This window comes from Nostoc sp. CMAA1605 (genome assembly GCF_021596505.1).
In the GTDB taxonomy this organism is placed as follows: Bacteria; Cyanobacteriota; Cyanobacteriia; order Cyanobacteriales; family Nostocaceae; genus Trichormus.
This window is the reverse complement of sequence record NZ_PJIZ01000042.1, coordinates 1-12,224: the sequence shown is the minus strand read 5'-3', so window position 1 is coordinate 12,224 and position 12,224 is coordinate 1. Positions and strand designations below refer to the sequence as shown.

General features: G+C 43.2%; 13 protein-coding genes and 1 pseudogene. 4 read left to right on the top strand and 10 right to left on the bottom strand.

Features of this window, described 5'->3' with window-relative positions:
• The 7 genes from CV014_RS15540 to CV014_RS15510 all read right to left on the bottom strand — a co-directional run bounded on the left by CV014_RS15540 (position 1) and on the right by CV014_RS15510 (position 4,303).
• Positions 1 to 162 carry a hypothetical protein gene (locus CV014_RS15540; protein ID WP_236142857.1) on the bottom strand — a complete coding sequence of 54 codons (162 nt, stop codon included), beginning with the start codon at positions 160 to 162 and terminating at the stop codon, positions 1 to 3.
• A gap of 47 nt (positions 163 to 209) precedes the next feature.
• Complete coding sequence (locus CV014_RS15535) at positions 210 to 821, bottom strand: GDSL-type esterase/lipase family protein (protein WP_236142856.1); 612 nt, start codon at positions 819 to 821, stop codon at positions 210 to 212.
• Between the two features lie 20 nt (positions 822 to 841).
• The gene (locus CV014_RS15530) at positions 842 to 1,651 is read right to left on the bottom strand and encodes an aminoglycoside N(3)-acetyltransferase (RefSeq protein WP_236142855.1); all 810 of its coding nucleotides are present in this window, start codon (positions 1,649 to 1,651) and stop codon (positions 842 to 844) included.
• A gap of 76 nt (positions 1,652 to 1,727) precedes the next feature.
• Positions 1,728 to 2,057 (bottom strand): ribulose bisphosphate carboxylase small subunit, encoded by a 330-nt coding sequence (locus CV014_RS15525; RefSeq protein WP_236142854.1) that lies wholly within the window; start codon positions 2,055 to 2,057, stop codon positions 1,728 to 1,730.
• A 46-nt stretch (positions 2,058 to 2,103) separates the two neighbouring features.
• A complete protein-coding gene (gene rcbX, locus CV014_RS15520; RefSeq protein ID WP_236142853.1) occupies positions 2,104 to 2,511 on the bottom strand; it encodes a RuBisCO chaperone RbcX in 408 nt (135 codons plus the stop codon).
• A gap of 159 nt (positions 2,512 to 2,670) precedes the next feature.
• On the bottom strand, positions 2,671 to 4,101 hold the full coding sequence (locus CV014_RS15515; RefSeq protein ID WP_236142852.1) for a form I ribulose bisphosphate carboxylase large subunit: 1,431 nt from the start codon (positions 4,099 to 4,101) through the stop codon (positions 2,671 to 2,673).
• A 34-nt stretch (positions 4,102 to 4,135) separates the two neighbouring features.
• Complete coding sequence (locus CV014_RS15510; protein WP_236142851.1) at positions 4,136 to 4,303, bottom strand: hypothetical protein; 168 nt, start codon at positions 4,301 to 4,303, stop codon at positions 4,136 to 4,138.
• Positions 4,304 to 5,010: 707 nt separating this feature from the next.
• On the opposite strand from CV014_RS15510, the gene CV014_RS15505 reads away from it, so the two are divergent.
• The 4 genes from CV014_RS15505 to CV014_RS15490 all read left to right on the top strand — a co-directional run bounded on the left by CV014_RS15505 (position 5,011) and on the right by CV014_RS15490 (position 8,861).
• Complete coding sequence (locus CV014_RS15505; RefSeq protein ID WP_236142850.1) at positions 5,011 to 6,123, top strand: ligand-binding sensor domain-containing protein; 1,113 nt, start codon at positions 5,011 to 5,013, stop codon at positions 6,121 to 6,123.
• Between the two features lie 162 nt (positions 6,124 to 6,285).
• Positions 6,286 to 7,056: a 3-methyl-2-oxobutanoate hydroxymethyltransferase gene (gene panB / locus CV014_RS15500; protein WP_236142887.1), complete on the top strand. Its 771-nt coding sequence runs from the start codon at positions 6,286 to 6,288 to the stop codon at positions 7,054 to 7,056.
• A 152-nt stretch (positions 7,057 to 7,208) separates the two neighbouring features.
• Entirely contained in the window at positions 7,209 to 7,955 is a 747-nt protein-coding gene (locus CV014_RS15495) for a Uma2 family endonuclease (RefSeq protein WP_236142849.1), read from the top strand.
• 51 nt (positions 7,956 to 8,006) lie between these two features.
• The gene (locus CV014_RS15490) at positions 8,007 to 8,861 is read left to right on the top strand and encodes an HIT family protein (protein ID WP_236142848.1); all 855 of its coding nucleotides are present in this window, start codon (positions 8,007 to 8,009) and stop codon (positions 8,859 to 8,861) included.
• 267 nt (positions 8,862 to 9,128) lie between these two features.
• On the opposite strand, the gene CV014_RS15485 is transcribed toward CV014_RS15490, so the two are convergent.
• From CV014_RS15485 to lysA, 3 genes and pseudogenes are all read right to left on the bottom strand, one after another.
• Positions 9,129 to 9,881, bottom strand: coding sequence for an isoprenyl transferase (locus tag CV014_RS15485; RefSeq protein WP_236142847.1), 753 nt, complete (start codon positions 9,879 to 9,881; stop codon positions 9,129 to 9,131).
• Positions 9,878 to 10,801: a diadenylate cyclase CdaA gene (gene cdaA, locus CV014_RS15480; RefSeq protein WP_103139352.1), complete on the bottom strand. Its 924-nt coding sequence runs from the start codon at positions 10,799 to 10,801 to the stop codon at positions 9,878 to 9,880. The genes CV014_RS15485 and cdaA overlap by 4 nt, the downstream gene beginning before the upstream one ends.
• 100 nt (positions 10,802 to 10,901) lie before the next feature.
• Positions 10,902 to 12,224, bottom strand: a pseudogene (lysA, locus tag CV014_RS15475) (diaminopimelate decarboxylase); the annotation flags it as partial.

The window sequence follows — 12,224 nt, the reverse complement described above, 5'->3', positions numbered from 1 at the left end:
TTAAGACAATTGTGATAGCTGTTGTATCAAATTTTGATGTGCTGGAGAATTTAAACTAGCCGTGTATCGATGCTCAAATTCATGACGTGTGAGTCTGTCCCCGCTTTCTAGGAGAGGAATTTTTACACTTTGCTCACAGCCTTTTTCTACAGATGATGTCATTAGCAGATTCCTCACAGGAGTGTTGCTGCATCTAGTATAGGCAATTTTTATCTCAGCCAATTTTGCCAAGCATCCCAATTATCAACAAGTTGGGCAAATTCTGTATAACCTGCGCTTCTCGGATGTGCGCCATCATAATTTCTGGCTTCTTCTAGCCAAACTTTCGACTGTTTTAATCTTGAAAAAACATCGAGATAAGGAACATTTAATTCATGGCAAACTAAAGCAAATTCCTGAGCTAAATCAGCAATTCTCTGATTTTGTTCATCATCTCCACACGGCGGAGGGCTAACCATTAAAACAGGATATAAATTTTTCGCTTCACTTAAAATACTATGGATATTTGCCAATGATTGTGTAATATCGACACGAGTTTTACCATTCTCCATGCTTGTATCATTAACACCAAAAGAAAATACAACTCTACCGTCATATTCTTGTGGTAAACGATAGGAGGCTTCTTTTAACCATCTCTGTCTTAATTCTGTACTCGTTTCTCGCCTGACACCTAAATTATAGTAAGTGATGTCATAACCTTTTTTATGAGCATTTACGCAGATTCTTCCTGTCCAGCCCAGGTATTCTGGGTCGCCTGTGCCGTTGACAAAAGATTCTCCTAGAAAGCAAATTCTGATTTGTGATTTATATTTATCGTTCACCTAACCTCTAATTATTAATATTAATCTCTAGGATGATCTTGAAACCAATTAACAGCAAAATCAACTGCATTTCGCACATTAAAAAATTTTGTTGTGGCCGAACCAACAGTGGAGCTTTTCACTTGACCTGTGTTTTCAAAAGCTGCACCTATTTCAGCAAAACAACTATTATCAATATCAATATCTGTGAACCATTGCCAAATTCGCTCTCCTGCGGCGATGATAGGCGCGCCTTTTGTCACTTTTTCTAATTGACCAATTCGGTACTCAGCTAAATGAAAACTTGTGCAATTATCGTATCCTACTCCCAATAAAAGTACCCAAGCGTTCAAATTATATAGATGAGCTAAGGGTGAATTTTCTCCCAGGGAGTAGTCAAGAGAGTGATTTGCAATGATCTTTTCAGCGTCTTTTCCCCAGGCAGCAAAGGAAACCTGTGGGTGAGAACTTCGCAGCACATTTTGACAAGTACGGAAGGTTTCCACTATTTGACCCATACCTCGTGTTGGGGTAATTTGAGGATCAAAAGCTGGCATAGTGTCACGAATGATAGACCACCACTCTGGAGGAACTGGCGGTTCTTGCCATGCAGCCGGGTCAGACAAATCACCGGAATGGGTAGGCATTACTAAGTTTCCGTTTGGTGTGATGACATCCATCAAGGCCTGAACTACTGCGACTGAACCGCCGCAAACCCATCCTAGTGAACTTAAGGATGAATGAACTATTACCGTCATTCCTGGGATAAGTCCTGCATGGAATAAATCTGCGGCTAAACTCTGACGGTTACGGGGTGATGATGTATTGAGAATTACTTTTGCTTCACTCATAAAAACTCATAAAACAACAAAAGAGAGGTAAAGTCATTTACCCCTCTCGAATAAATTATTTAAACCAAGTCAGCTTTTAGTATCTGCTGGGTTTGTGAACGATGAAGCTGAGGATTTGGCACTGCTTGATGTTGTCAAAACCTACAACACGGATGTAGTTACTAGGATACTGAGAACGGCAAGCTTGAACTTCGCCTAATACTTCGCGGGTGGTTTGGGCGTTGAACAAGGGGAGCTTCCACATTGTCCAGTAGAATTCTGTAGGTTCGGAAGTCTCGTTGAATTCAATTGCGGGGATGTAACCTTGGTTCAGGATGTACTGAACTTGCTTTTCAATTTGAGCGTCGGTGAGGGGAGGTAAGTAAGAAAGGGTCTCGTAACGACGTTCTTTTGGTAAGGTTTGCATGGCTAAGTAATAACTGTTTACTATTTGGTGACGACTGAGAGATTTCCTAACTGGCTAAGTTATCCCGGTCAGGATCGGAAAATCTTGGCTGTTCTGATTCGGGACTGGGGTTGGATAAACTCAGCTGCGTAATGCGTTCTAAATGCTGGCGACGTTGTTCCATATTGGCTTGCTGAATACCGGTACGAATCATTTCGGGGAGAAAATCAGCAACTTCTTCGGCTATATGTTCTCTGACTGTCATAATTCGCAGTGCCAAATCTGGCTTTGCTTGTAAAAGTTCTTCGATGTATTTTTCTCCATCTTGAACTTTTCCGGCAGAAAAGTTTTGTAACCAATGTGCTAAAGGAGGATTCGTTTCGCCTAGCTGTGCCAGAACTGTCCTTAGTGCCTGATAAGTCAGGTAGCTTTGGAGAGTCTTGGCTGTGTCCTTCGCAATTTGCTTGAGATTCATGCTTGACCCAGCCCAAGTTTAAGTAAAAAGTCAAAAGTAAAAAGTAAAAAGAAGGAATGAAAATTTTCTTTTACCCTTTGGTATGAGCCGCTTGCTGATGTGGGAAACTCTCACCTCAGCAGTGGCTTACCTTTTAACTTTTTACCTTTTACTTGATGATCAGACGGTATCCATTGCCTCAAACTCGAACTTGATTTCTTTCCACAGTTCGCAAGCAGCAGCCAATTCAGGAGACCACTTAGCAGCTTCACGAATCACGTCGTTACCTTCGCGTGCCAAGTTACGGCCTTCGTTACGAGCTTGGATACAAGCTTCTAGAGCTACGCGGTTTGCGGTTGCACCAGGAGCATTACCCCAGGGGTGTCCGAGTGTACCACCACCGAATTGCAGTACGGAGTCGTCACCGAAGATTTCTACTAGTGCGGGCATATGCCATACGTGGATACCACCAGAAGCTACTGCCATTACACCAGGTAGAGAAGCCCAATCTTGGGTAAAGTAGATACCGCGAGATTTGTCTTGCTCAACGTAGTTTTCACGCAACAGGTCAACGAAGCCCATTGTGATACCACGTTCACCTTCTAATTTACCTACTACGGTACCGGTGTGGATGTGATCACCACCAGATAAACGTAGAGCTTTAGCCAATACACGGAAGTGAATACCGTGGTTCTTTTGACGGTCGATTACAGCGTGCATCGCGCGGTGGATGTGCAGCAATAAACCGTTGTCACGACACCAACGCGCCAAGGTAGTGTTAGCTGTGAAACCTGCTGTGAGGTAGTCGTGCATGATGATGGGCATATTGAGTTCTTTAGCGTACTCAGCCCGCTTCAACATTTCTTCGCAGGTAGGCGCGGTAACGTTGAGGTAGTGACCTTTGATTTCGCCGGTTTCTGCTTGAGACTTGTGGATAGCATCAGCTACGAACAAGAAGCGATCGCGCCATCTTTGGAAAGGTGCAGAGTTGATGTTTTCGTCGTCTTTGGTGAAGTCCAAACCGCCGCGTAAACATTCGTATACTGCACGACCGTAGTTTTTAGCAGATAGACCTAATTTTGGTTTGATGGTACAACCCAACAAAGGACGACCATATTTGTTTAATTTGTCACGCTCAACTTGAATACCGTGGGGAGGGCCTTGGAATGTCTTGATGTAAGCAACTGGGAAGCGAATGTCTTCCAGACGCAATGCCCGCAAAGCTTTAAAACCAAATACGTTACCTACAATTGAGGTTAAAACGTTGGTGATGGAGCCTTCTTCAAAGAGATCCAAAGGATAGGCAATGTAGGCAATAAACTGGTTGTCTTCGCCAGGAACTGGTTCGATATCGTAGCAACGACCTTTGTAGCGATCTAGATCGGTTAATAAGTCTGTCCATACGGTTGTCCAAGTACCAGTAGAAGACTCAGCCGCTACAGCCGCAGCTGCTTCTTCAAAGGGAACTCCAGGCTGGGGTGTAACACGGAATGCCGCTAAGATATCCGTATCTTTAGGTGTGTAATCAGGTGTGTAATAAGTTAGTCTGTAATCTTGAACCCCGGCTTTATACCCAGCTTTTGACTGAGTCTTCGTTTGAGCGTAAGACATATCTATCCTTCCAAGATGTCACTCTTTTTACTTATCAAATCACATTGTGGGCAGTTTTTTCTCGCGATCGCCCTATCTCTCCATCAGCAAGGAGAAAAACAGGAATAACTTTTTTTAGAGTTTTCTTTGGTTGAGGGTAGCGATTTTCTGCTAGTGACAACGGGTAAATCTCTTCACCCGTCTTCCCTCGTGGGGATTGCATAACTTCACGGTTGTGCTTTATCCCTCATGCCAACATTTAAAAATTCTCTTTTATCTGTTTTTCTCACTCCACTACAGTGCTTTATCTCATTGCTACCTTCGCGCTAGGGTGAAAGTATGAGTTATTTCCCAAAATCCCTGTGTATTTAGGTAATCGGGTTGTTGTTCACAAGTTTCCGCCCATACTTTCCTGATGTCTTCCTGATTTACCAGAAATAATCAACAGGAGAGAGTCTGACTTGACGGAGTACCTAGTGGAGTGATGAGCGCGAGACAAAAAGTTGCACACCACGAATTTGTAACTTGTCTCACAATATATCAAGAAATGGCATAAGTTAATCTTTGAAAGTTTTTAACTTATATATTTAAATTTGTTATTAAATAAATATTTAAACATTTTGTTTCAAAGCCTTTACAAAATAACTCTTTAGTTATAAGCACTTTGGCGAAGTGATTGAGTGCTGAGTAATGAGTGCTGTTAGCGGTAGTGCTGAGTAATGAGTGCTGTTAGCGGTAGTGCGGCGTTTAGCTGGTGATGAGTGAATAGTCATTAGTTATCGCTTTTCTCCCCCTGCTTCCCTAGTTTCCCAATCCCTAGTCCCCAATCCCCAATCCCCAGTCCCCAGTCCCCAGTCCCCAATCCCACCCCTAATGTTTAAAAACTACTAACTGCGGGAAACTGAGATCAATTGTTAGCCAGTCTAGGTAATGGCTACAGGTATTGTCTCCAAAGGAAATTTCACCGTGGTATTACTTCACAAACGTACTAGTTTACTGATGACTTCTATATTGCTGGGGTTGATGGTTGTGCCGAATATTTCAGCTAAGGCGCAAACTACTCCTCCAGTTGATGCTTCGGAGTTAGCCCCGACTTATCCCCCTTCAGCACCGCCGCCACGAGTAGCACCTCTACCTGATGAACGAGACTTGCAAGAACGGGCAGTGGAAACTGATTATCGTGTGAATAATTTACTCGCAGATTTTTCAGGTAATCTTTGGGTGGGTTCTTGGCGAGGATTATCACGCATTGACCCCAAAACCGGTAAAATTTTGGGGCGTGTTAGTCTCCCAAATACTGCCATTGGTGCTTTAGCACAGGATAAAGTCGGAAGGTTATGGGTAGGAACTTATGAAGGACTTTTACGGGTAGAACCGCGCACTAATGAAATTAGCACCCAAAATTTATTGTTGCCTTCTAAGCGGGTGTTATCACTGCTGGTTGATAAGCGTGGTTATCTGTGGACGGGAACTGACAATGGTTTAGCGTTAATTAGTCCCGACCAAGGCTTAATTATGACCACAGTGAAAAATTTACCTGGTGTGAGTGCGAATGCTTTGACTTTAGATGCTGAAGGTCAACTGTGGGTGGGGACTCTGGATGGTGTCGTGCGAGTCAATACCGCCAGTGGGTTGATTATGAAGCGCATCAACGATTTACCTGGGACGACAGTACAAACTTTAGCTATTAGTCCAGAAGGTTTGATTTGGGCGGGAATGCCTAATAATTTATTAGTGATTAATCCCAAAACTGGAATAGTATTGCGTTCGGTGGCGCGCTTGCGGGGCAAGAATGTCACCGCAGTTCGTTTTGCAAAAGATGGTAGTGTGTGGGTAGGGACTAACGATGGTTTGTTACGATTGAATCCAAATACAGGCGCAGTGTTGGATGAAGTTGCGGGACTACCTTCAAGTCGAGTTCTGACAGTTGTCCCTGACGTTGCAAGTAAATTATGGATTGGTACAAGTGAAGGTTTAGCTTGGTTAATGCCCAAAATGGAAAGTGCCAAACCTCATCTAGCTTTCAGCCGTGCTGTGAAATGAAAAAATGGGAATTGGGAATTGGGCATGGGGCATGGGGCATTGGGCATTGGGCATTGGGGTAAAATGATTCTCCTATATCTCAATTCCCGATTCCCGATTCCCGATTCCCGATTCCCGATTCCCAATTTCCGATTCCCAATTCCCAATTTCCGATTGACGAAAATGGCAATTACTACCCAGCAATTAATTCAATTTAAACAACAGGGACGCGCAATTGTCGCGTTGACTGCATGGGATTGCGCGATCGCTCATATTCTTGATGCGGCTGGTGTAGACTTAATCCTGGTGGGGGACTCGATGGCAGCGATTTTGGGGTATAAAAATACGCTGCCTATTACTCTAGAGGAAACGCTGCACCATGCTAAAGCTGTGCGTCGCGGTGTCAAACGGGCTTTGGTGGTGGTAGATTTACCGTTTTTGACTTATCAAGAAAGTATTCAGCAAGCTATCCATTCTGCTGGACGGGTATTAAAGGAAACAGGAGCGCAAGCCGTTAAATTAGAAGGTGGTTATCCTGCAATGGTGGAAACTGTAGCGAGGTTAATACAGGCGGGAATTCCGGTGATGGGTCATGTGGGTTTGACACCGCAGTCTGTGCATCAGTTGGGTTTGCGACAACAGGGGAAAACTGAAGAGACAGCCGAGAAAATTTTAAACGAAGCGATCGCTCTCGAACAAGCAGGTGTATTTGCGATCGTTTTGGAGCATATACCTGCCGATTTGGCAATGCAGATTACACAAAAATTGAGCATTCCCACTATTGGTATTGGTGCAGGTTCGCACTGTGATGGTCAAGTTTTAGTTACCTCAGATGTACTGGGATTATCAGAAAAACAACCGCCATTTGCCAAAGTCTATACAAATTTGCGGGAGACAATCACCCAAGCGGTAAAAGATTACGCTACAGAAGTGCGTGAGAGAAAGTTTCCATAATAATTAAATGGGAATGGGGAATGGGGCATTGGGCATTGGGCATTGGGCAATAAGTTACTCTTTTCTTTGTCTCTTACTTTCCCCATTCGCCATAGTCGTGAGTAATTACTATTTTCTGCTGCTCCCCTGTCTCATTTATTGAGAATATATGTATGGTTTTACAAATCAGTCCTACCCAAAAAGAAGTAGATATCACCTGGGAAGCACTTCCTGGGGATTTCATTTTACCTGATGACCCTGTGGAAAATATTCAGCAACCACCACTTGCAGCCGCACTCACTGACGCTTTAGGAGCTAGCGGACGTATTCAACCCGAAATGCTCATTGGCTCGAATTTTGGGCTGGTTGCGACAGTGAATAAAAAAATTGTGGTGAAAGCACCTGATTGGTTTTATGTCCCACAAGTCCAACCTGTCGCTACGGATATGATTCGTCGAAGTTACACACAAAATTTAGAAGGTGCAGCTGTATCTGTGGTGATGGAATTTCTCTCAGATACGGAAAATGGAGAGTTATCAATTCGTTCGACTCCGCCTTACGGTAAGCTCTATTTTTACGAAAGAATTCTGCAAGTTCCTACCTACGTCACATACGACCCCTACGAACCAATTTTAGAAGTCCGGTGTTTGCAGGATGGCAAATATGTTTTACAACCACCGGATACTAACGGACGTTTTTGGATTCCTGAGTTGGAGTTATTTCTGGGAATTTGGTATGGTGAGAGACTTTGCCAAACTATGAATTGGCTACGGTGGTGGGATGGGGAAGGAAATCTCTTGTTGTGGAGCAGTGAAAAAGCTGAACAAGAACGCCAACGTGCTGAACAGGAAAAACAACGTGCAGAGAAATTGGCTGCTAAGTTGCGTGAGCTAGGTGTTGACCCTGATGCGATCGCCTAATGTCATCAGTGAATAATTAAGTTATGGAATCACTGTGCGATCGCAAATTGCATGAAGCAGCAAAAGAATCAATACAGTCATCTCACAGCCATTGATAGGAATTATCTCTCATTTCCGGCACAGTTTTTATACAATCAAAATCTACTCAATGGCAAAATCTTAGACTTTGGTTGTGGCTTGGGTAATGATGTGAAGTTATTACAACAAAAAGGCTGCGATATCACTGGCTACGACCCTTATTATTACCCCCAATATCCTCACGATAAATTCAACACTATAATTTGCTTCTATGTCTTAAATGTTTTATCTCCTGAAGAACAAACTCAGGTACTCATGGAAATATCCCATTTATTAAAACCAGGGGGTAAAGCTTATTATGCAGTGAGGAGAGATATCAAAAAAGAAGGTTTTCGAGAACATTATGTTCATAAAAAACCGACATATCAATGTATTGTTAAACTCCCATTTAATTCTATTCATTTAGATGAAATGCGAGAAATATATGAATACATTCATTATAATTATCAAAGAAATTCTCCTAATTACTGCATATTTTGTAATCCTGGCAGACATCTCACTCTCTTAACTGAATCAGCCACAGCCTATGCAATTTTTGATGGCTATCCCATCAGTAAAGGTCACGTTTTAGTGATTCCCAAACGTCATGTTAGTAATTATTTTGAGCTACCTTTTTCAGAACAATCTGCTTGTTGGTTAATGGTGAATAAGGTACAAGAAATGCTCAAAGCGGAATTTTCCCCTGATGGTTTTAATGTGGGTATGAATATCAATCGCGCTGCCGGGCAAAACATTATGCACGCCAGCATACATATTATTCCTCGCTATCAAGGTGACAGTGTTGGGGTAAAAAGTGGGATACGGAATGTTATTGCTAAAAGAAAATAGTTTTACCAATTCGCAATTCGCAATTCGCAATTCGCAATTTGCAATTCGCAACGATGCTCCCGCCCCGCTTTGCTAACGCAATGGACTTCGTCCCGCTTCTCTACAGTACAGAATAAACGGTATAGAAAACCTCTCTCTAAATCTCTCTCCTACGAGGAGAGAGACTTTGAGGCAAATTTTACTCGGACAGGAAAGGATTGTGCATAAATTTTTTACACCTGAAAAGGTACAGAATCAACACCTAGATTCAGGGGTTAAAAGTTGCAATTAAATTTTCCCAAATCGCCGTTCCCTTTGTTGATAGGCACATAGGGCGCGATGAAATTCGGCTCGGTCGAAATCTGGCCAGAGTGTGTCAGTAATATAAATTTCTCCATAGGCCATTTGCCAAAGGAGGAAATTAGAAAGACGCATTTCGCCACTGGTGCGAATCAATAAATCGGGGTCAGCAATTCCGGCTGTATATAAATGACCCTCAAATACTTCTTCTGAGATTTCGTCAGGCTTGAGGATACCTTGCTGGACTTTTTGGGCGATCGCGCGACAAGCTTGTAAAATCTCCTGTCGTCCACCGTAGTTAGTCGCTACAGAAAAGCGGATACCGCGATTATTTTTGGTTTCTTCCATTGAACGGGAAATTTCTGCTTGTAGCGATCGCGGTAAAGCCTCTAAGTTGCCGACAAACTGAATCTGCACATTTTCCTCGACCATTTCCCGCAACTCTTGACGCAAAACTCCTTGGAATAGCGTCATCAAAAAATCTACTTCTTCTTGGGGTCTTTTCCAGTTTTCTGTGGAAAAAGCATAGGCTGTTAAAGCCTGAATTCCCCAATCTTTACAACAGCGTAGTAAATCCTTCAGGGCATCGACTCCACGCTTATGACCCATAATCCGTGGTAAACCTTGACGTTTAGCCCAACGACCATTGCCATCCATAATCACCGCAACGTGTTTAGGCAATAGTTCTGGTTTTAAATCTAGGGGTAATTCGTATAGTTCAGTTTGTTGTTGTATTGTCATTTTTTATCTTGAGAAGCGGTCGAAGGTAATCCAAGTAAGCGTGAACCCAGTTTCAATGCTTTACTCCCAATCTGACGACCCAAGCTGAACAAACCAGGAGCGACTGCTTCCCGATCTACAGTTGGAGACAATCGAGCCTCTAAAGACTCTTTGAGCTTCCTAATTGTTAGCGGCCTATTTAGAATTCCCCGTTCTGCAAGGGAAATAGAACCCGTTTCTTCTGAGACAACGACACAGATACAATTTTCGACTCGCTCAGTAATTCCCATTGCTGCCCGGTGGCGTGTACCCAACTGGCGCGATGCTGTGCGTCCCGAAAGCGGTAAGATTATACCCGATGATACAATCCGTGAACCACGGATTAATGTTGCGCCATCGTGCAGTAGAGTTTTGGGTTGAAAAATTGTCTGTATCAGTTCCTTGGAAACATCGGCGTTCAATTTAACTCCAGGGACAGAAAAATCCCTTTCATCAATGGGGCCAGTTGTTTCCAAAATTAGTAAAGCTCCGATTCGGTTTTTCGAGAGTTCTTTGACCGCTTCCACAATTTCATCTATTACACTATCAGACTTAGGAATGGTCAGATTGGATGGTTGGAACAATTGCCGAAATTCACCGCGTCCTAATTGTTCTAGAAAGCGGCGAAATTCTGACTGGAGAGCAACTGCCATTGCTACAGCACAGCCAATCACCAATTTTTCTAGCACAAAATTTAACAGTGGTAGACCAAATCTGCCGCTTAGTGCTGAGGCTAGCATTAAAACGATAAAACCCCGCACCATCCAAAGTGTCCGACGCTCACTAATGATTACGAGGATCATGTAAGTCAGTGCCAGCACCAATACAATATCCAGAGTCCCCAACAGCAAGGACTGAGACCATCCCAGGTTTGCCAGCCATTGCTTCCACCAATCTTTCATGACATCTGGAACTCTTATACGTTTAGTTCTTAGTCAATAGTCAATAGTCAATAGTCAATAGTCAACTTTGGACTTTGGACTATTGACTTTGGACTAGTGACTAATTCTTCAATCTTTCCGGTAAACGATCTTGTCGAATTAAATCTTGATAAGTTTCGCGTTGCAAAATTAAGTTTGCTTCGCCATTTGCCACTAGAACTGCTGCCGGTCTGGGTAAGCGGTTATAGTTGGATGCCATACTGTAATTGTAAGCACCAGTTGCCATAACTACCAGTGTATCCCCTGGTTCGGTTTTGGGCAGTTGGGCATTTTTAATTAAGATATCTCCTGATTCACAGTGTTTACCAGCAATGGTAACTGTTTCTGTGAGAGGCGCAGACATTTTGTTGGCAACGACTGTACGATAAACTGACTGGTAGGTAATGGGACGCGGATTGTCGGACATACCGCCATCTATGGCAAGATAAGTACGAATTTCCGGTATGGTTTTAGATGAACCGATGGTGTAAGCTGTCACACAGGCACTAGCAATTAGCGATCGCCCTGGTTCAGATAATAATTTTGGTAAAGGTAGATTTTCCACCGCACAGGCTGCTTGTACGACATCACAAATCGCCTTCACCCATTCTTCAATGCTTGGTGGATCATCCGATTCTACATATTTAATACCTAAACCGCCACCCACGTTTAATTCGGTGACATTCAAACCGTATTTAGCTGCATCCCTCAACCATTGCACCATGACAGCCGCTAAGTCTTGATGGGGTTGCCGTTCAAGATTTGCGAACCAATATGAGCGTGTACACCACACAGTTTAAATTTGATTGCTGACTGACAAATTTAAACACCTCGTCTAAATCGTTGGGATCAAAACCAAACTTGCTATCTAGGTGTCCGGTACGAATGTACTCATGGGTATGACATTCAATCCCTGGTGTCAAGCGCAGCATAATCCGCACTGGTGGTAGAGAAGTGCTGGACAAGATATCCACGAGGGTATGTAACTCGTACCAGTTATCGACAACGATTGTTACCCCAGATTCAATGGCTAAGTTGAGTTCTTCGCGAGATTTATTATTACCGTGGAGGTAAATTTTCTCAGGACTAATCCCAGCAGTTAGGGCAGTATACAATTCACCGCCAGAAACTACGTCAATTCCTAAACCTTCAGAGGCGATAATTGCATCTACAGCCAGACAATTCCAGGCTTTAGAAGCATAGAGTACCTGAGATTCGCCTTGATAATATTTTTTAAAGCTATCTCGATATTGTTGGCAGGCGGTTCTGAGAGTTTCTTCATCTAAAATATACAAAGGTGAGCCAAACTGCTGTACTAGGGTTGTGACATCACACCCACCGATAGCCAAGCAACCTGCACTATTAACTTTGGCAGTTAGCGGGAAGAGTTCTTGGTTAGGCGAAA